Source organism: Lentilactobacillus parakefiri (assembly GCF_002157585.1).
In the GTDB taxonomy this organism is placed as follows: Bacteria; Bacillota; Bacilli; order Lactobacillales; family Lactobacillaceae; genus Lentilactobacillus; species Lentilactobacillus parakefiri.
Map to the genome: position 1 here is coordinate 1 of NZ_BDGB01000025.1, position 20524 is coordinate 20524.

Genomic DNA, 20524 nt, shown 5'->3' on the forward strand with positions numbered 1-20524 from the left:
CATATTTCTGTTTCGTGTCCGGATTTACTTTTTGGGAGAGTGTTTGAACGGCTTGATATTTTTGTTGGGGGCATCCTTCCTTTCGATTTCCTGAATTTTTTTTAGAATAGCTGCCTCAGTTGAAACATATTCCAATCGTGCCTTCAGACGCTTAATCTCCAAGTCCTTCTTTTCCAATTCAGAAAGATGACCATTATCTTCTTTAGCTTTTCCACGACGATCAGCTAATCCGTCCGCACCATCTTTTTCATATTTGTTAACCCAGCTATAGACCTGGCCATACGAAACTTCAAAATGATTGGCGGCTTCGGTGTAATGCTTTTCGTGGGCAATTGTCCATTCCGCAATCTCAATTCATTCAAGCTTGGTGGTTTTTCGTCCATTCTTCAATCGGGGTCTCCTCCTAGTAGAACTAGAATCTAGTGATTTCCCACTAGTATACCGGGAAACCCATTGGGAGATAACCCCAACGTTTGAAACTTCGTATTTTCTTGTTAATTCTGAATACGATGTATCTCCGGCCAGATATTCCTGAATGACGCCAAGTTTGAATTCTTTTGAATATTGTTGCTTTGTGGTTCTTTTAAGACCATCAACTCCTCTAATCTGATACCTTTCTAACCACTGTTTTACTTGGTCGTGCTTAAGCCCATATTGACTTTCTATTTGATGAGGGTTTGCGGTTCCGTCTTGAAGTAAACCAATGTAGAAGAGCTTTTCCTCTAAGGTATATCTAGACCCTTTTCGGCCCATACAAAAACTCCTTCCTAGGTAAACAAGCTTTAATTATTTGCTTGTTTACTCAAGAAGGAGTATAGCCAATGATTGCTTTTTCTCGTTAAACTCTGGGATCTAAACGCCTATTATCCCAGTCTCTTTTGTTAGTCGCGAATAAAAATGCAATTATTTCAAAATTGGACTAGCAATGTTTTCCGAGATAGGATATAATATTTTTTGTCGGAAAAAGACATTATTAACTAACGGCTAACCAATCATGATTTTTTAAAATTCATCTTGACTTGAATTGATTGGTATTGTAAAATTTAATAGTTGTGTTGATGATGTTGCTACCAACATTTGATTCATTAGTTTCATGGAGGATTAGCTCAGCTGGGAGAGCATCTGCCTTACAAGCAGGAGGTCACAGGTTCGATCCCTGTATCCTCCATTGAGCCGTTAGCTCAGTTGGTAGAGCATCTGACTTTTAATCAGAGGGTCGGCAGTTCGAGACTGCCACGGCTCATTGCCAGTTTTTTACAATGCGGGCGTGGCGGAACTGGCAGACGCGCTAGATTTAGGTTCTAGTGTCTTATGACGTGGGGGTTCGAATCCCTTCGCCCGCATAGGTGCTAGTTACCTAAATACTTAAATGTTTTGCCGACTTAGCTCAGTTGGTTAGAGCGCTTCACTAGTAATGAAGAGGTCGGGCGTTCGAATCGTCTAGTCGGCATTTTGCGGAAGTAGTTCAGTGGTAGAACATCACCTTGCCATGGTGGGGGTCGCGGGTTCGAATCCCGTCTTCCGCTTCAATCAAGTACTATGATTGAGGTAACCTAATTGAATACTTATTATGCACCCATAGCGCAATTGGATAGAGTGTCTGACTACGAATCAGAAGGTTGTAGGTTCGACTCCTACTGGGTGCATTTTTTATTGCAATGAATTCCTTTTCGGGAAGTAGCTCAGCTTGGTAGAGCACCTGGTTTGGGACCAGGGGGTCGCAGGTTCGAATCCTGTCTTCCCGACTTTTTTTAACATAGATCATATGGTATATTGGTAACGTTAAGTTAATAGAACTTAATCATCGGGAAGTAGCTCAGCTTGGTAGAGCACTACGTTCGGGACGTAGGGGTCGCAAGTTCAAATCTTGTTTTCCCGATTTTTTTGTGGGAAATTACATAAATATTAACTGAATCGTGTTTGAGGTCGGAACTGTACGTTGGTTCTGGCTTTTTTTGATATCTCATTAATTGTTGGTCATTGGTGCTGATTTCGATGAATTTGTTAATTGATTTTTGGCACTGTGGATGGCGGTTTAGATGTGTTTCTGGGTTGTATAAGGGCACGGCCGTTATTTCCCTTTTAGCACCCTTCTACTTTGATAACACGCTCCGACGGGCTTTCCCCTAACTTCCAAGTGTACTTTGATCAAAGCCCCAAAACCAGGGACTTTAATCAAAGTACACTTGGAAACCGGGGCACCCAGCCCTTGTCGCGCTCAAACACGTTTGTCAGACTCTTTAGTGCTCCCTTCTGCCTTTAAAATATGTTCCGACGGGCCAGATGCTTAATTTCTAAAGGGCCTCGTCACACTCTCAAACACTTTCCTTGCACTTTCCCGTCACATTCGTATAATAATAGTCAATATTAGTCAAAGAATTGGGTGATGACATGGCGGACGAAAATATTTCTGATTTAATTGAACATTATCTCAAAGAAATCCTTGCCGACAACGAGCAAGTTAAAATTCGTCGTTCTGAAATTGCTGGGCTGTTTGACGTTGTACCGTCTCAGATTAACTATGTAATCAACACCCGTTTTACAATCCAAAATGGGTACATTGTGGAAAGCAAACGTGGTGGTGGCGGCTACATTAGAATAGAAAAAGTTCATTTATTAGATGACATCGATGTTTTGAACTCATTAATCGAAGCGATTGGCAACAAATTATCGAAGCGGGATAGTGAAACGATCGTTCAAACGTTATATAATAATGACTTAATTAATCGTCGCGAGGTGAGCATCATATTAGCTGCGATTGACAAAGATGCAATTGACCTAAACAACAGCGATTTGACCGACATTTTACGTGCCAATATTATGGTGTCGATCTTAAATCGGCTGAGATACGAACGATAGAAAGAGAGGGTATCTATGAATAATTTATTTACGCCAAGTGCTAAGAACGTTTTGACCATTGCTCAAGAACAAGCCAAGAAATTCAAGCACCAAGCAATTGGAACTGAACATCTTTTATTGGGCTTACTGGTCGAGACCAACGGAATTGCCTACAAGGCGCTTCAGCAGTTCTCAGTAACTGCCGAAGATGTCACTGAAGAAGTAGAACGTTTCGCCGGCTATGGCAACCTTAAGGACCTTAGCAGTAACGATTATCTACCATACTCTCCAAAGGCAAAGGAAGTTTTGGCTCAAGCAGGAGAATTTGCTAAGAAAAACGGTGTTCCAAAGGTTGGGACTGAACACATTTTACTTTCCCTTCTGACCGATGAGACCATTTTATCTTCCCGCATTTTAATTAACCTGGGACTCGATCTATCACAAATTAGAAAAGTAACCCTTCGAAAAATGGGGATCAGCGGCGGCTCAATGGCCTCCAATATGGCTTCCAAGCAACGTGGCCGTCAGCAAAAGCCTGCTGATTCAAAGACGCCTACCATTGACTCCCTGGCACGTGACCTGACTGAAATGGCTCGTCAAGATCGCCTGGATCCGACCGTCGGCAGAGATTTGGAAGTTAAACGAGTTGTTCAAATTTTAGCTCGTCGAACTAAGAATAATCCGGTGTTAATTGGTGAACCTGGGGTTGGTAAAACAGCCATCGCTGAGGGTCTTGCAGAACGGATCGTCAGTGGCGATGTTCCCGGTGACATGTCCAAGAAGCGTTTAATGATGCTTGATATGGGTTCACTGGTTGCTGGTACCAAATACCGTGGTGAATTTGAAGACCGTTTAAAGAAAGTCATTGATGAAATTTACCAAGATGGCAATATCATCTTATTCATTGATGAATTACACACTTTGATTGGTGCCGGTGGCGCTGAAGGTGCGATTGATGCTTCCAATATTTTGAAACCGGCACTGGCTCGTGGTGAGCTTCAATTGATTGGCGCCACGACTTTGGATGAATACCAAAAGTACATTGAATCCGATGCGGCGTTGGAACGCCGATTTGCCAAAGTCATGGTTGATGAACCAACGACTGATGAAACGGTCGAGATTCTGAAAGGATTACGACCAAAGTATGAACAACATCATCATGTTGAAATTACTGACGAAGCAATTGAAACGGCGGTCAGCCTTTCTAACCGCTACATTAGTGACCGATTCTTACCTGATAAGGCGATCGATTTAATGGATGAGGCTGCGGCCAAAGTTCGAATCGACCATCTTCAAAAGTCAGATGCGGTTGACGATCATAAAAAGTTGTCTGATCTGTTATCGGAGTTAAACGAAGCCTTGGTTGCGCAAGATTACGAAAAGGCTGCTAAGATTCGTAAACAAACCAATCAACTCCAGGACGAACTTGCTTCCGATAATGATGCTGACGAAGAATCAGCGGATGCTCACTACCCAGTTAAAGAAACGCCACAAGACGTTGCCGAAATTGTGGGTGAGTGGACTGGCATTCCAGTGACTCGTTTGAGCAGTACCGAAGCTGACCGCTTAGTCAACTTGGAAAAGATTCTCCACAAGCGGGTGGTTGGTCAAGAAGAGGCAATTTCAGCGGTTTCCCGTTCGATTCGTCGAGCTCGAAGCGGGTTGAAAGATCCTAATCGCCCAATCGGTTCCTTTATGTTCCTGGGACCTACTGGGGTTGGTAAAACCGAGCTGGCAAAGGCGGTCGCCGAAGCAGTCTTTGGTTCTGAAGAAGATGTGATCCGGGTTGACATGAGTGAATTTATGGAGAAATACTCAACCAGTCGTCTGATTGGCTCTGCGCCTGGTTACGTCGGCTACGATGAAGGCGGCCAAGTAACTGAAAAGGTTCGTCAAAAGCCATATTCAGTTGTTCTCTTTGATGAAGTTGAGAAGGCTCATCCAGACGTCTTTAACCTGTTGCTTCAAGTGCTTGACGATGGTTACTTAACGGATGCCAAGGGCCGTAAGATTGATTTCCGCAACACGGTTATTATCATGACGTCCAACCTTGGCGCAACAACATTGCGTGATAAGAAGACCGTTGGATTTGGGCAAGAGGATGCCAAGGAAGGTTACGCTGCCATGAAGGACACGATTCAAGCTGCCCTCAAGCAACGCTTCCGTCCTGAATTCCTGAACCGAATTGACGAAGTGGTTGTCTTCCACTCATTGACCAAGGATGAACTGGACCAAATCGTTTACCTGATGGCCAAACCAGTTATCAAGCGAATTCATGATCAGGGGATTGATATCAAGATTACCAAGACTGCGATTGGCATTATTTCCAAGCGTGGCTTTGATCCTGAGTACGGTGCTCGTCCAATCAGAAGAGCCATTCAAACCGAGCTTGAAGATAATTTGAGCGCTAAGCTGCTTGCCAAAGAAATTGTTCCTGGCGACTCAGTTACTGTTGGTGGTAGAAATAACCAGATCACCATTTCAGTGAAGAAGCCGGAGCGTAAAACATTAGTCAATGATAAAAAATAAATTGCGATTCAAAATGAACCATGGTCTAAAGGGTTGACTTTACATCTATAAATTGTTATTCTTTTAACTGTATTTGTTGTGAATCGAAATGGTCGACGCGATCTATTGTCCGGGTTGGCCTGCATAAAAAGCCAAAAGCAAGAAAGTCTTGTTTTTGGATTTTTTTTGCCCAAAACCTGGTCAGATGTGCTAAAAAGTGCATTTGTAATCAAACTGTAACATTTCGATTCCGGAATTTTTGGAGAGGTGAAAAACTTGGCAGGACATTTAGTTAAATATGGAAAACACCGTACCCGACGAAGTTATGCACGAATTAAAGAAGTGCTTGATTTACCGAACCTGATTGAAATCCAGACTAATTCTTACAACTGGTTTTTACATGAGGGACTTAAGGAAACCTTCGACGGCATTATGCCAATCGATGACTTTCAGGGCAAGCTTTCTTTAGAGTTTGTCGATTATCAATTATTAACACCAAAGTACACCGTTGATGAAGCGCGTGAACACGAAGCAAACTATTCTGCTCCACTTCACATTACCTTAAAATTAACCAATCATGAGACTGGCGAAATTAAGACGCAAGATGTATTTTTTGGCGATTTTCCATTAATGACTGATCAAGGAACATTTATTATTAATGGTGCTGAGCGAGTAATTGTTTCACAATTGGTTCGTTCACCCGGCGTCTATTACCATGCTGATAAAGATAAGAATGGCCGTGATTCATTTGGGACGACTGTTATTCCTAACAGAGGTGCCTGGCTTGAATTTGAAACCGATGCAAAAAATATCGCGTACGTTCGAATTGATCGAACACGAAAAATTCCTTTAACAGAACTAATTAGAGCCCTTGGCTTTGGCAGTGACTCAGAAATCATTGATATCTTGGGTGACAACGACAGTTTGGGTTTGACCTTGGAAAAGGATGTTCACAAAGATACTGACGATTCCCGTGTTGAAGAGTCACTTAAGGATATTTACGAACGACTACGTCCAGGTGAGCCTAAGACTGCTGATTCATCACGAAGCCTGCTGACTGCTCGCTTATTTGATCCAAAACGTTACGACATGGCACCCGTTGGCCGTTACAAGACCAACAAGAAATTGAGCTTGAAGAACCGTCTGTTAGGTTTGACATTGGCTGAGACCCTTGCCGACCCTGACACTGGTGAAGTGATTGCTCAAAAGGGCACTGTGGTTACAAAAGACGTTATGAAGGACTTGGCACCATTCCTTGATAACGATGAATTTAAGGCTTATACCTTTACGCCTTCAGACGAAGCCATTGTGACTGAACCAATGACTGTTCAAATCATTAAAGTTCAATCAGTTAACGATCCTGATCGAGTGGTTCCTTTAATCGGTAATGATAATATTCCATTGAGCTTCAAGCACATTACCCCAGCTGACATCATTTCAGCGATGAACTACTTCTTTAACCTTCAAGAAGGCATTGGTTCAATTGATGATATTGATCACTTGGGTAACCGTCGAATTCGTTCAGTTGGTGAATTGTTGCAGAACCAGTTCCGAATTGGTCTGTCACGAATGGAACGAGTTGTTCGTGAAAGAATGTCAATTCAGGATACTTCAACTGTGACACCACAGCAGTTGATCAATATTCGACCAGTTGTTGCCTCAATCAAAGAATTCTTTGGTTCATCACAACTTTCTCAATTCATGGATCAGACCAACCCGCTTGGTGAATTAACTCATAAGCGTCGTTTGTCTGCCCTTGGACCTGGTGGTTTGACTCGTGACCGTGCCGGATATGAAGTCCGGGATGTTCACTATACCCACTATGGCCGGATGTGTCCGATTGAGACCCCTGAAGGTCCTAACATTGGATTGATTAACAGTTTGTCCAGTTACGCCCGGGTTAACAAGTACGGTTTTATTGAAACACCGTACCGTCGTGTTGATTGGACTAGTCATAAGGTTACCGATCGAATTGATTATTTGACTGCCGACGAGGAAGATAACTTTATTATTGCGCAGGCCAACTCACCATTGAATGATGATGGTTCGTTTGTTAACAAGATTGTTATGGCTCGTCATAAGTCCAACAACATTGAAATCGGTATCGACAAGATTGATTACATGGATGTTTCACCTAAGCAAGTAGTTGCTGTGGCCACTGCATGTATTCCTTTCTTGGAAAATGATGATTCCAACCGTGCTTTGATGGGTGCCAACATGCAGCGTCAGGCTGTTCCTTTGATCGATCCTCATGCACCACTTGTTGGTACTGGTATCGAATACAAGGCCGCTCATGATTCTGGGGTTGCCCTGATTTGCAAGAATGAAGGAACTGTTGAATACGTTGATGCTCGTGAAATTCGAGTTCGTCGTGACGACAAGTCACTTGATAAATATAAATTAATGAAATTCCGTCGTTCAAATGGCGGTAAGAACTATAACCAACGTCCAATCGTTAAGGTTGGCGACAGAGTTGATGCTGACGAAATCTTAGCTGACGGCCCATCAATGGAAGGCGGAGAATTGGCACTTGGCCAAAACCCCGTTGTTGCATTTATGACTTGGCAAGGGTACAACTTCGAAGATGCCATCGCAATCAGCGAACGTCTGGTTAAGGATGATGTTTACACTTCAATCCATATTGAAGAGTACGAATCAGAAACCCGTGACACCAAATTAGGACCTGAGGAAATGACTCGAGAAATTCCTAACGTTGGTGAAGATGCGTTGAAGAACCTCGATGAAGATGGTACGGTTCGAATTGGTGCCGAAGTTCATGATGGCGACATCTTAGTTGGTAAAGTGACCCCTAAAGGTGTGACTGAATTATCGGCTGAAGAGCGTTTGCTTCACGCAATCTTTGGCGAGAAATCACGAGAAGTTCGTGATACGTCATTGAGAGTTCCTCATGGTGGTGGCGGAATCATCCAGGATGTTAAGATCTTCACCCGTGAAAACGGGGATGAACTTTCACCTGGTGTTAACAAGATGGTCCGCGTTTACATCGCGCAGAAGCGTAAGATTCAAGTTGGTGACAAAATGTCTGGCCGTCATGGTAACAAGGGTACTGTTTCTGTTGTTATTCCTGAAGAGGATATGCCATTCTTGCCTGACGGAACACCCGTTGACATCATGCTGAGCCCCATGGGTGTGCCATCACGGATGAACATCGGACAAGTTTTGGAACTCCATTTGGGAATGGCTGCCAGAAGACTTGGCATCCACGTTGCAACACCTGTTTTCGATGGTGCCCGTGATAAGGATATCTGGGACGCCGTTAAGGAAGCTGGTATGCCTTCAGATGGTAAGTACATCTTGTACGATGGCCGAACTGGCGAACCATTCGATAAGAAGATTGCCGTTGGTGTCATGCATTATCTCAAGTTGGCCCACATGGTTGACGATAAGATTCATGCCCGTTCAATTGGACCTTACTCATTAGTTACGCAACAACCACTTGGTGGTAAAGCGCAATTTGGTGGCCAGCGTTTTGGTGAAATGGAAGTTTGGGCACTTGAAGCTTATGGTGCTGCATACACCCTCCAAGAAATCTTGACTTACAAATCAGATGACGTTGTTGGTCGTGTCAAGACCTATGAAGCCATTGTGAAGGGTGAGCCAATTCCAAAGCCTGGTGTTCCTGAATCATTCCGAGTTCTTGTTAAGGAATTACAATCATTAGGCCTTGATATGAAGGTTCTCGATGCTAGCCATAAAGAGATTGAACTTCGTGACCTTGATGACGATGACGACGTCGTTAATGTTGATGCATTGAGCAAATTGGCTGACAAGAAGAAAGAACAAGAAGATCAAGCAGCCAAACAACCTGCTGATCAAGTTGAAACACCAAGTAAATCAACCAACGTTAACAACAGTAATGACTAGAAATGGGAGGTCAAACTAGTGGTCGATGTTAATAAATTCGAAAGTATGCAGATTGGACTAGCCTCTCCTGATAAGATTCGTAGTTGGTCATATGGCGAAGTTAAAAAGCCAGAAACCATTAACTACCGAACTTTAAAACCAGAAAAAGATGGTTTGTTTGATGAGCGGATTTTCGGTCCTACCAAGGATTGGGAATGTGCCTGTGGCAAGTACAAGCGGATCCGTTATAAGGGAATCGTTTGTGACCGTTGTGGGGTTGAAGTAACTCGTTCAAAGGTTCGTCGTGAACGAATGGGCCATATTGAATTGGCAGCTCCAGTCACTCACATTTGGTACTTTAAAGGAATCCCAAGTCGAATGGGCCTTGTCTTGGACATGAGCCCACGTGCACTTGAAGAAATCATTTACTTTGCTTCATACGTTGTTACTGAACCAGGTAACACCCCTATGGAGAAGAAGCAATTGCTTTCAGAACGTGAATACCGTGAAAAGAAGCAGGAATATGGTCCCCGGTTCTCAGCTCAAATTGGTGCCGAAGCCATTAAGACCCTGCTTGACGATGTTGATGTTGAAAAAGAAGTCACCGAATTAAAAGATGAATTGAAGAACGCAACCGGTCAAAAACGGACCCGTGCCGTTCGACGACTCGACATTTTGGAAGCATTTGTCCAATCCGGAAGTGAACTTTCATGGATGGTAATGGATGCCATTCCGGTTATCCCACCTGACTTACGACCAATGGTTCAACTTGAAGGTGGCCGATTTGCCACTTCTGATTTGAATGATTTGTACCGTCGGGTAATCAACCGTAACAATCGTTTGAAGAGATTGCTTGATCTGAACGCACCTGGCATTATTGTTCAAAACGAAAAGCGGATGCTTCAAGAAGCCGTGGATGCTTTGATCGATAACGGTCGTCGTGGCCGTCCAGTTGCCGGACCAGGTAACCGCCCATTGAAGTCACTTTCTCACATGCTTAAAGGTAAGCAGGGACGATTCCGTCAAAACTTACTTGGTAAGCGGGTTGATTATTCTGGCCGTTCAGTTATTGATGTGGGTCCTCATTTGAAGATGAACCAAATGGGATTACCAGTTCCAATGGCAATGGAATTATTCAAGCCATTTATTATGAAGGAACTGGTTGGTCGCAATTTGGCTTCTAATATTAAGAACGCCAAGCGTAAGATTGAGCGTCAAGATGACGACGTCTTCAGTGTTTTGGAAGATGTTATCAAGGAACACCCAGTTCTGTTGAACCGGGCACCTACACTTCACCGTTTGGGAATTCAAGCATTCGAGCCCGTTCTGGTAAGTGGTAAGTCAATGCGTCTTCATCCGTTGGTTTGTGAAGCTTACAATGCCGATTTTGATGGTGACCAAATGGCGATCCATGTTCCGTTATCTGATGAAGCACAGGCTGAATCACGTTTGCTGATGTTAGCTGCTGGCCACATTCTTGCACCTAAGGATGGCAAACCAGTTGTTACCCCTTCTCAGGATATGGTTATTGGTAACTACTATCTGACCATGGAAGAAGCAGGCCGTGAAGGTGAGGGAATGATCTTTAACTCACCTGATGAAGCCCAGCTGGCATTTAAGAACGGAATCGTTCATTGGCATACCCGTGTCGGTATTAAAGCCTCAGCATATCCAAAGAAGACGTTCACCAAAGATCAACTTGGCAAGATTCTGGTAACCTCTGTTGGTAAGATTATTTTCAATGAAATTTTGCCAGAAGACTTCCCATACATTAACGAGCCTTCAGAAACTAATTTGAACGGATATGTTGATGACAAGTTCTTCCTTGAACCAGGAGAAGACATTCATGAACACCTCAAGAATGCCAAATTAATCCTGCCGTTCAAGAAAGGTTTCTTAAGTGATATCATTGCCGAAGTTTACAAGATCTACAAAGTGACTGAAACTTCATTCCTGTTAGACAGAATGAAGGATCTTGGTTACAACGAGTCAACTAAGTCTGGTCTGACCGTTGGAATTACTGATATCACTCAGTTGCCTGATAAACAAGAAATTATTGACGCCGCCCACAAAAAGGTGGATATGGTTACCAAACAGTTCCGTCGTGGTTTGATTACTGATCATGAACGTTACGAACGGGTTATTGGCATTTGGAATGATGCCAAGGACGACATTCAAAAGCGTCTGTTGGAAAACCAAGATCCACAGAACCCAATCTTTATGATGAGTGATTCTGGTGCTCGTGGTAACATTTCAAACTTTACTCAGTTGGCCGGAATGCGTGGTTTGATGGCCGCTCCTAACGGTGAAATCATGGAATTGCCAATTACTTCAAACTTCCGTGAGGGTCTGACTGTTTTGGAAATGTTCATTTCAACCCATGGGGCTCGTAAAGGAATGACCGATACCGCCCTTAAGACTGCCAACTCTGGTTACTTGACCCGACGTTTGGTGGATGTTGCTCAAGATGTCATCGTTCGTGAGAAAGACTGTGGCACCGATCGTGGCCTGACCATCAGTGCGATTACTGAAGGTAACGAAATGATCGAACCATTGTACGATCGAATTGTTGGTCGTTATGCTCACAAATCCGTTAAGAATCCTAAGACCGGTGATGTGATTGTTCCAGCAAACACCATGATTACTGAGGATCAAGCAACTAAGATTGATGATCTTGGCATTAAAGAAGTGACGATTCGTTCCGCATTTACTTGCAACACCATTCATGGTGTTTGTGAGAAATGTTATGGGCGTAACATGGCCACTGGTGACGAGGTTGAAGTTGGTGAAGCAGTTGGTACTGTTGCTGCTCAATCAATCGGTGAACCTGGTACCCAGTTGACGATGCGTAACTTCCATACTGGTGGTGTTGCTGGTAACGCCGATATTACCCAAGGACTTCCTCGTGTTCAAGAAATTTTTGAAGCACGTAATCCAAAAGGTAAAGCGGAGATCAGTGAGGTTACTGGTACCGTTGAGTCGATTGAAGAAAATCCGGCTGAAAGAACCAAAGAGATTACCATTAAAGGCGAATCTGATACTCGAACTTACACTGTTCTGATCACAGCTCGAATGAGAGTTGCCGAAGGTGATTATATTCACCGTGGTTCAGCTCTTAATGAAGGTTCTGTTGATCCTAAGGAACTGTTGAAGGTTAGAGATGTGCTTTCAACTGAAAATTACCTGCTTCATGAAGTTCAAAGAGTTTACCGAATGCAAGGTGTGGAAGTGGCTGATAAGCATGTGGAAATCATGATTCGTCAGATGCTTCGTAAGGTCCGGATCATGGATCCTGGTGACACTGATGTATTGCCTGGTACTTTGATGGACATTAATGATTTCCGGACAAGCAATGGTGACACGGTTGTTAATGGTGGGATTCCGGCAACTGCCCGTCCTGTCTTACTTGGGATTACCAAGGCTGCCCTTGAAACGAACAGTTTCTTGTCAGCTGCATCATTCCAGGAAACAACTCGTGTTCTTACAGACGCTGCAATTCGTGGTAAGAATGATCCACTGGTTGGTTTGAAGGAAAATGTTATTATTGGTAAGTTAATCCCTGCAGGTACTGGTATGCCAGATTACCGGGGAATTAAGCCCGAAGAAATCGGCAGCTCCTCAACTGATGGGGTTTACTCAATTAGCCAGCTCGAAGAAAAAATGAAGGCTGAAGATGCTAACAAGAGTAAGACGACCAAATAATGATTTAAATTGAATCGATCAAATAAAAAGGATTTCAACTCGAGAGAGCTGGAATCCTTTTTTTGTTATGAAATGAGTGGTAACAGGAACGATTGATACTGATTGGTTAAAAAGTAACCAATGGTGATGAACGGAACGAAAGGAATTTTAGATTCTTTGGGCCACGGGGCGACGATTAAGTAAAGGAGGGCAGCAATGCAAGCAATAAATGTTTGCCAAAGTAAATTGGGAATATTGGATGATAACCATAGACACAAGTAGATGTCGATGTCGCCACTTCCCATCCAACGAAAGTGGTGGTTTAGAAATTGGACAAGTAAATAAACAACCACCGCAATTAAAATGTCTTGGATCGGGTGGCTGTTTGATAATCCAGAAATAGCAAACAGCAGAATAATTCCGTTTGTTGGAATTTGTTGGTTCACAGAATCAAAAGAACTGAGGGCCGTTAAAATGATGAGTGTGCACGCATACAGTCCACTGATCACGGAGAGATTTAAGCTGGCTGCGGCCGATCCGGCAGCCAGCTCAATGGTAAAGCAGGCTGCAGAAAACTTTTGTTTGCAGTATCGACACTTTCCCATTAAAATAATGTAACTGAAGACGGGAATTAAATCAAAATTACTCAGTTGGCTGCCACAACTATCGCAGTGCGATCGTGGTGTGACAATTGATTCGCCCCGTTGCGTTCTGATGGCAACCAAATTAAAGAACGACGCCAGGCTTGCACCCAGCAAAAATTGAATGATTATCATATTTTCTACCTCTGCATCTTATGTACGTTGTTATGTTTGAAATTATTCAACGCGATTCATTGACACAACTGGTTAGTCATGATAAATTAGACAAGGTGCTTTTTGTGACAGATTCCTGAATATTCAGACATGCTGACTGTATATGACAAAAAGTGTTGGGCGGTACACATTTCTTTTTACATAAAAAAGAACCGCCTGGATGTGTGGACTTACATTGAAATTTCGAAAGGAGAACTTTTTAGATGCCTACAATTAACCAATTGGTCCGTAAAGGACGTCATTCTAGAACTTCAAAATCAAAGTCACCAGCTTTAAACTATGCTTACAATAGTTTCAAAAAGAAGCAGGTAACTGTTCCAGCCCCTCAAAAACGAGGTGTTGCAACCCGTGTTGGTACGATGACACCAAAGAAGCCTAACTCTGCTTTACGTAAATATGCCCGTGTTCGTTTGTCTAACTTAATTGAAGTTACGGCTTACATTCCAGGTATTGGTCATAACTTACAAGAACATAGTGTTGTTTTAATCCGTGGTGGCCGTGTTAAGGATTTACCTGGTGTTCGTTATCACGTTATTCGTGGTGCACTTGATACCGCTGGTGTTCAGGACCGTCGTCAAGGTCGTTCAAAATACGGTACAAAGAAGCCTAAAGAATAATCTTACTAATGCAATCTAAATATTTAGTTTTATAGAATCATGAGGAGGATAACGAAATGCCTAGAAAAGGAAATGTTCAAAAACGGGAAGTACTTCCTGATCCAATTTATAACTCAAAATTGGTAACCCGTTTAATTAACCGTTTGATGTTAGACGGTAAACGTGGAACTGCATCACAAATTTTATATGGTGCATTTGATTTAATTAAGAAAGAAACTAACAACGAACCAGTTGACGTCTTTGAAGAAGCTATGAAGAACGTTATGCCGGTTCTTGAAGTTAAGGCTCGTCGTGTTGGTGGTTCTAACTACCAAGTGCCAATTGAAGTTCGACCAGATCGCCGGACAACATTGGGCTTGCGTTGGATCGTTAACTACGCCCGTTCACGTGGTGAGCATACGATGACTGAACGTCTTGCACGTGAGATCATGGATGCTGCTAATAACACAGGTGCATCAGTTAAGAAACGTGAAGATACACACAGAATGGCTCAAGCCAACCGTGCCTTTGCACATTATCGTTGGTAATCTCAGGATTTTTCTAAACAGCTCAAACTAATAAGTGGCTGATTTAGCCACTTTTTGTACGAATCGGAAGGAGTTACACAATGGCTAACAAACGAGAGTTTCCGCTCGAAAAAACTCGTAATATCGGGATTATGGCCCATATCGATGCTGGTAAAACGACCACAACCGAACGGATCTTGTACTATACTGGTAAAATTCATAAAATTGGTGAAACCCATGATGGTGCTTCACAAATGGACTGGATGCCACAAGAACAGGAACGTGGTATTACCATCACGTCAGCTGCTACAACTGCTCAATGGAAAGACCACCGTATCAACATTATTGATACCCCAGGACACGTGGACTTTACCGTTGAAGTTGAGCGTTCATTGCGTGTCTTAGACGGCGCTATCGCTGTTTTGGATGCCCAAGCGGGTGTTGAACCTCAGACCGAAACTGTTTGGCGTCAAGCATCTGATTATGACGTTCCCCGGATCGTCTTTGTTAACAAGATGGATAAAGTTGGTGCTAACTTTGATTTCTCAGTCGGCTCAATTGAAGACCGCCTGAATGCTAAGCCACTTCCTATCCAGATGCCAATCGGTGCTGAAGATGATTTCGAAGGGGTTATTGACCTGATCGAAATGAAGGCCGATATCTACGACGAAGATAAGTTTGGTTCAAATTGGGATACAGTTGATGTTCCTGATGAATATAAAGATGAAGCTAAGAAGCGCCGTGACCAATTAGTTGAAACGTTGGCCGACGTTGATGACGATATTATGAACAAGTACCTTGAAGGTGAAGAAATTCCGATTCCTGAAATCAAGGCTGCTATTCGTAAGGCTACCTTGAACTTGGAACTGTTCCCAGTATTAGCCGGATCAGCCTTCAAGAACAAGGGTGTTCAAATGTTGATGGATGCGGTTATTGACTACTTACCATCACCACTTGATGTTAAGCCATACAACGCAACTGATCCTGAAACGGGTGACAAGATTGAGTTGAAAGCTAACGATGATGCCAGTTTTGCTGCTTTGGCTTTCAAAGTTGCAACTGATCCATTCGTTGGTCGTTTAACTTACATCCGGGTTTACTCAGGAACCCTTGAGTCAGGTTCATATATTTTGAACGCAACTAAAGACAAACGTGAACGTGTTGGTCGTTTGCTTCAAATGCATTCAAATCACCGTCAAGAAATCCCAGAAGTATTCTCAGGTGATATTGCTGCCGCCATTGGTTTAAAGAACACCACAACCGGTGATTCATTGACTGATGTCGATCATCCACTTCATTTGGAATCAATGGAATTCCCTGACCCAGTTATCCAGGTTGCCGTAGAACCTAAGACTAAGGCTGACCAGGATAAGATGAACGTTGCGCTTCAAAAGCTTTCTGAAGAAGACCCAACATTCAAGGCAACCACCAACCCTGAAACTGGTGAAACTTTAATCGCCGGAATGGGTGAGTTGCATTTGGATATCATCATTGATCGTATGAAACGTGAATTCCACGTGGAAGCCACAGTTGGTGCACCACAAGTTTCATACCGTGAAGCATTTACCAAACCAACCAAGGCGCAAGGTAAATTTATCCGTCAGTCTGGTGGTAAAGGTCAATATGGTGATGTTTGGATTGAATTTACACCAAACGAAGAAGGAAAAGGTTTCGAATTCGAAGATGCCATCGTCGGTGGTGTTGTTCCTCGTGAATACATTCCAGCCGTAGAACAAGGTTTGAAAGAATCACTGGCTAACGGTGTGCTCGCCGGTTACCCATTAATTGATTTAAAAGCAAAGTTATACGATGGTAGTTATCATGAAGTCGATTCTAGTGAAGCTGCATTTAAGGTAGCCGCATCAATCGCACTTCGTAATGCTGCTAAAACTGCCGCTCCAGTAATCTTGGAACCAATCATGAAGGTTGATATTAACGTCCCTGAAGAGTACATGGGTGATGTTATGGGCCAAGTTACTGCACGACGTGGACGAGTTGATGGAATGGAAAGCAGAAGTGGTGCTGAAGTGATTCATTCATTCGTTCCACTTGCTGAAATGTTCGGTTACGCAACGACACTTCGTTCTGCATCACAGGGTCGTGGTACATTCACCATGACATTTGATCATTACGAGCCAGTTCCAAAGAGCATTCAAGCAGAAATTATTAAGAAAAACGGTGGGAACCAACCCGCTGAAGATTAATTTCAAAATCAGGAGATCGGAATTTATTTCCGGTCCCTTTTTTTATCCAAAGAACTGTTAAATAATCATACGACAATGTATAATGAATAGGTTAAAGTTATTTACGATCATTTGAATGTCAAGAAAAGTTCAAATTGTTTTTTCAAGTAACAGTAATATTACAAAACGAATTTATTGCTGTTAACACTTGTTTTATGCGGCTTTTTTTAGTACACTATTTGAGTACTTGTTTTTAGGGATAAGTTTGCCCTAAAGCAATATGTATTAGCTTTGATGTGAAAGGTTGCGACACACCCGGATGCTTTGCCATGGGTTTGGCGGTAATTTTCACGGAGTTAGTCCTATTTTCAAAATAGACGAAGGAGGGAACACAATGGCAAAACAAAAAATTCGTATTCGATTGAAGGCATACGAGCATCGTATCCTCGATCAATCCGCAGACAAGATTGTTGCAACTGCGCAAAGAACTGGAGCTACTATCTCAGGTCCAATTCCATTGCCTACTGATCGTATAATCTACACTGTTTTAGCTTCACCACATAAGTTTAAGGATTCTCGTGAGCAATTCGAAATTTTGACTCACAAGCGATTAATCGATATTTTAAATCCAACGCCAAAGACAGTTGACTCATTAATGAAGCTCGACTTGCCTAGCGGTGTGGATATTGAAATTAAACTATAATAAATACAATATATCGGAGGTGTACTCATGACCAGAAAAGGAATCTTAGGAAAGAAAGTTGGAATGACGCAAGTCTTCACTGAAAACGGTGAGTTAGTTCCAGTAACTGTCGTCGAAGTGACACCTAATGTCATTATGCAGATCAAGACCGTTGAAAATGATGGTTACGATTCAGTTCAATTAGGTTATGCAGACAAACGTACTGTGCTTACCAATAAGCCAGAACAAGGTCATGCAAAGAAAGCAAATACGACTCCTAAGCGCTTCATTAAAGAAATCAAAGATGTTGAGCTGGGAGACTATAAAGTATCTGATGAAGTTAAAGCAGATATCTTTAAACCAGGAGACATCGTTGATGTAACTGGAACCACAAAAGGTCATGGATACCAAGGTAACATCCATAAAGACGGCCAGTCACGTGGACCAGAAACTCATGGTTCTCGTTATCACCGTCGTCCAGGTTCACTCGGTGTCATCATTAACCGTGTTGTTCCTGGTATGAAATTGCCTGGACGAATGGGTAACAAGACTGTTACCATTCAAAATTTGGAGATCGTGAATGCCGACACTGACAACAATGTTCTCTTAATCAAAGGTAATGTACCTGGTGCAAATAAATCATATATCACAATTAGAAGTGCCGTTCACGGCTCAAACAAGTAGAAGGGAGGCAACCATAGATGACTGACGTAGCATTATATAAACAAGACGGAAGTAAGAATGGTACCGTTGCATTAAATGATGGTATCTTTGGCATCGAGCCTAACAATAACGTTGTGTTTGACGCAATTGTTATGCAACGTGCTTCTTTACGTCAAGGGACTCATTCCGTTAAGAACCGTTCAGCAGTTCGCGGCGGTGGAAAGAAGCCTTGGCGTCAAAAGGGTACTGGTAGAGCTCGACAAGGTTCTATCCGTTCACCACAATGGCGTGGCGGTGGAATTGTTTTTGGACCTACTCCACGTTCATACTCATACCGTTTGCCTAAGAAAGTTTCACGTTTAGCATTGAAGTCAGTGTTATCAGAAAAGGTTTCCGACAACAAGTTTGTTGTTGTTGATGCTTTACAATTTGATGCACCTAAGACTAAAGAATTTGCTGAATTATTAAGCAAATTAGACGTTTCAACTAAGACATTAGTAGTTTTGGAAGACGACAACGAAAAGGCAGTTCTGTCCGCTCGTAATTTGGAAAACGTTAAAGTTGTTTCTGCTCAAGGCATTAACACTTTGGATGTTGCTGATCACGACAAAGTTGTTATTACGAAAGCTGCTCTTTCTCAAGTAGAGGAGGTGCTCGCATAATGGAATCACGCGATATTATTTTACGCCCGGTTATTACTGAGGAAACAACCAGTAAGATGGACGACAAGACATACACATTCGATGTTGATTTACGAGCAACTAAGACCCAAGTTAAAAAGGCGATCGAAGACATTTTTGATGTTAAGGTTGTCCGTGTGAATATCATGAACGTTCGTGGTAAGCTCAAGCGACAAGGTCGTTACGCCGGTTACACTAAAAAGCGTCGTAAGGCAATCGTTACCTTAACCGAAGATTCAAAGGAAATTGAATTATTCAACGAAGAATAATCAAACAAATCTCTAATATAGGAGGAACACGTTTTGGCCATTAAAACATATAAGCCAACCAGCAATGGTAGACGTAATATGACAAGCTTAGACTACAGCGCAATTACTAAACGTAAGCCTGAAAAGTCTTTGATTGAATCAAAAAGTAAAACAGCCGGCCGTAATAATTACGGACATATGACTGTTCGTCACCGTGGTGGTGGTAACAAGAATCAATATCGTATTATTGATTTCAAACGTATCAAAGATCATGTCTATGCCACAGTTAAAGCAATTGAATACGATCCTAACCGGACTGCTAACATTGCTTTGATTGTGTATACTGACGGAATTAAATCATACATTATTGCACCCAAGGGATTAAAGGTGGGCGACAAGGTTGAATCTGGCGTTAATGCCGATATTAAGCCAGGTAACACATTGCCATTATCTAACATTCCAGTTGGTACAATTATTCACAACATTGAACTTAAACCTGGTAAGGGTGGTCAGCTTGTTCGTTCAGCTGGTGCATCTGCTCAATTGCTTGGTCGCGATGGCAAGTATTCACTTGTAAGACTGGCATCTGGTGAAGTTCGTTTAATTCTTAGCACTAACCGTGCAACTATCGGCTCAGTAAGCAATGAAGAACATGAACTTATCAATGTTGGTAAAGCTGGTCGTACACGTTACAAGGGTCAACGTCCTCATGTTCGTGGATCTGTAATGAACCCTAACGATCACCCTCATGGTGGTGGTGAAGGTAAAGCACCAGTTGGTCTTCCATCACCATTATCACCATGGGGTAAGAAGACAGTTGGTAAGAAGACTCGTTCTAAGAAAGCACGTTCGGACAAGTTTATCGTTCGTCGTCGTAAAGGTTCAAAGATGTAATAGAACGCATTTATTAATCACGATTAATATCTGTGCAGAGGAGGTTGCAAAATGAGTCGTAGTTTGAAAAAAGGGCCATTCGCCGATGAGTATTTACTCAAGAAGGTAGATGCCCAAAAAGACCAGGATAAAAAGGCCGTTATCAAAACTTGGTCACGCCGATCAACGATTTTCCCAAGCTTTATTGGATATACATTTGCTGTTTATGATGGACGTAAGCATGTCCCAGTATATGTTCAAGAAGACATGGTTGGTCATAAGCTCGGAGAATTCGTACCCACTCGTACATTCCATGGTCATGGAACTGACGATAAGAAGACTGTTTAATAACAAGGAGGATAACAA

The 20524-nt window shown here is 42.6% G+C and carries 14 protein-coding genes, 8 tRNA genes and 1 pseudogene; 21 read left to right on the forward strand and 2 right to left on the reverse strand.

Translation table 11 applies throughout. The annotated features are described in order from the left end of the window. Positions 1 to 24: 24 nt before the first annotated feature. Positions 25 to 753, reverse strand: a pseudogene (locus LPKJCM_RS13865) (helix-turn-helix domain-containing protein). Between the two features lie 342 nt (positions 754 to 1095). On the opposite strand from LPKJCM_RS13865, the gene LPKJCM_RS01475 reads away from it, so the two are divergent. From LPKJCM_RS01475 to rpoC, 12 genes are all read left to right on the forward strand, one after another. Further along, positions 1096 to 1168: transfer RNA gene (locus LPKJCM_RS01475), tRNA-Val, on the forward strand. 2 nt (positions 1169 to 1170) lie between these two features. Continuing rightward, positions 1171 to 1243 (forward strand) — tRNA-Lys (locus LPKJCM_RS01480). A gap of 18 nt (positions 1244 to 1261) precedes the next feature. Further along, positions 1262 to 1343 (forward strand) — tRNA-Leu (locus tag LPKJCM_RS01485). A gap of 33 nt (positions 1344 to 1376) precedes the next feature. Then, a tRNA-Thr gene (locus LPKJCM_RS01490) sits at positions 1377 to 1450 on the forward strand. 4 nt (positions 1451 to 1454) lie between these two features. After that, a tRNA-Gly gene (locus LPKJCM_RS01495) sits at positions 1455 to 1526 on the forward strand. A 46-nt stretch (positions 1527 to 1572) separates the two neighbouring features. Further along, positions 1573 to 1646: transfer RNA gene (locus LPKJCM_RS01500), tRNA-Arg, on the forward strand. A 25-nt stretch (positions 1647 to 1671) separates the two neighbouring features. Beyond that, positions 1672 to 1745 (forward strand) — tRNA-Pro (locus tag LPKJCM_RS01505). Between the two features lie 60 nt (positions 1746 to 1805). Continuing rightward, positions 1806 to 1879: transfer RNA gene (locus tag LPKJCM_RS01510), tRNA-Pro, on the forward strand. Positions 1880 to 2391: 512 nt separating this feature from the next. Further along, on the forward strand, positions 2392 to 2859 hold the full coding sequence (locus LPKJCM_RS01515) for a CtsR family transcriptional regulator (RefSeq protein WP_057963411.1): 468 nt from the start codon (positions 2392 to 2394) through the stop codon (positions 2857 to 2859). Positions 2860 to 2874: 15 nt separating this feature from the next. Further along, a complete protein-coding gene (locus tag LPKJCM_RS01520; protein WP_057963412.1) occupies positions 2875 to 5367 on the forward strand; it encodes an ATP-dependent Clp protease ATP-binding subunit in 2493 nt (830 codons plus the stop codon). A 246-nt stretch (positions 5368 to 5613) separates the two neighbouring features. Continuing rightward, complete coding sequence (rpoB, locus tag LPKJCM_RS01530) at positions 5614 to 9231, forward strand: DNA-directed RNA polymerase subunit beta (protein ID WP_057963413.1); 3618 nt, start codon at positions 5614 to 5616, stop codon at positions 9229 to 9231. A gap of 18 nt (positions 9232 to 9249) precedes the next feature. Further along, the gene (gene rpoC / locus LPKJCM_RS01535) at positions 9250 to 12912 is read left to right on the forward strand and encodes a DNA-directed RNA polymerase subunit beta' (RefSeq protein ID WP_057963414.1); all 3663 of its coding nucleotides are present in this window, start codon (positions 9250 to 9252) and stop codon (positions 12910 to 12912) included. Positions 12913 to 12977: 65 nt separating this feature from the next. On the opposite strand, the gene LPKJCM_RS01540 is transcribed toward rpoC, so the two are convergent. Continuing rightward, positions 12978 to 13667 carry a prepilin peptidase gene (locus LPKJCM_RS01540; protein WP_057963415.1) on the reverse strand — a complete coding sequence of 230 codons (690 nt, stop codon included), beginning with the start codon at positions 13665 to 13667 and terminating at the stop codon, positions 12978 to 12980. Between the two features lie 242 nt (positions 13668 to 13909). Between LPKJCM_RS01540 and rpsL the strand changes: the two genes are divergently transcribed. The 9 genes from rpsL (at position 13910) to rpsS (ending at position 20506) form a co-directional block, all read left to right on the forward strand. Next, complete coding sequence (gene rpsL / locus LPKJCM_RS01545) at positions 13910 to 14323, forward strand: 30S ribosomal protein S12 (protein WP_013728508.1); 414 nt, start codon at positions 13910 to 13912, stop codon at positions 14321 to 14323. Between the two features lie 56 nt (positions 14324 to 14379). Then, positions 14380 to 14850 (forward strand): 30S ribosomal protein S7, encoded by a 471-nt coding sequence (gene rpsG / locus LPKJCM_RS01550; protein ID WP_057962320.1) that lies wholly within the window; start codon positions 14380 to 14382, stop codon positions 14848 to 14850. 80 nt (positions 14851 to 14930) lie between these two features. After that, positions 14931 to 17033 (forward strand): elongation factor G, encoded by a 2103-nt coding sequence (fusA, locus tag LPKJCM_RS01555; RefSeq protein WP_057962321.1) that lies wholly within the window; start codon positions 14931 to 14933, stop codon positions 17031 to 17033. A gap of 373 nt (positions 17034 to 17406) precedes the next feature. Beyond that, complete coding sequence (rpsJ, locus tag LPKJCM_RS01560) at positions 17407 to 17715, forward strand: 30S ribosomal protein S10 (protein WP_057963416.1); 309 nt, start codon at positions 17407 to 17409, stop codon at positions 17713 to 17715. Positions 17716 to 17742: 27 nt separating this feature from the next. Beyond that, positions 17743 to 18378 (forward strand): 50S ribosomal protein L3, encoded by a 636-nt coding sequence (gene rplC / locus LPKJCM_RS01565; protein WP_057825064.1) that lies wholly within the window; start codon positions 17743 to 17745, stop codon positions 18376 to 18378. A 17-nt stretch (positions 18379 to 18395) separates the two neighbouring features. Continuing rightward, positions 18396 to 19019 carry a 50S ribosomal protein L4 gene (gene rplD, locus LPKJCM_RS01570; RefSeq protein ID WP_057963417.1) on the forward strand — a complete coding sequence of 208 codons (624 nt, stop codon included), beginning with the start codon at positions 18396 to 18398 and terminating at the stop codon, positions 19017 to 19019. After that, positions 19019 to 19306: a 50S ribosomal protein L23 gene (gene rplW, locus LPKJCM_RS01575; RefSeq protein ID WP_013728502.1), complete on the forward strand. Its 288-nt coding sequence runs from the start codon at positions 19019 to 19021 to the stop codon at positions 19304 to 19306. The genes rplD and rplW overlap by 1 nt, the downstream gene beginning before the upstream one ends. Before the next feature lie 33 nt (positions 19307 to 19339). Next, a complete protein-coding gene (gene rplB / locus LPKJCM_RS01580; RefSeq protein WP_057963418.1) occupies positions 19340 to 20179 on the forward strand; it encodes a 50S ribosomal protein L2 in 840 nt (279 codons plus the stop codon). Between the two features lie 51 nt (positions 20180 to 20230). After that, positions 20231 to 20506 (forward strand): 30S ribosomal protein S19, encoded by a 276-nt coding sequence (gene rpsS / locus LPKJCM_RS01585; RefSeq protein ID WP_013728500.1) that lies wholly within the window; start codon positions 20231 to 20233, stop codon positions 20504 to 20506. Positions 20507 to 20524 lie beyond the last annotated feature (18 nt).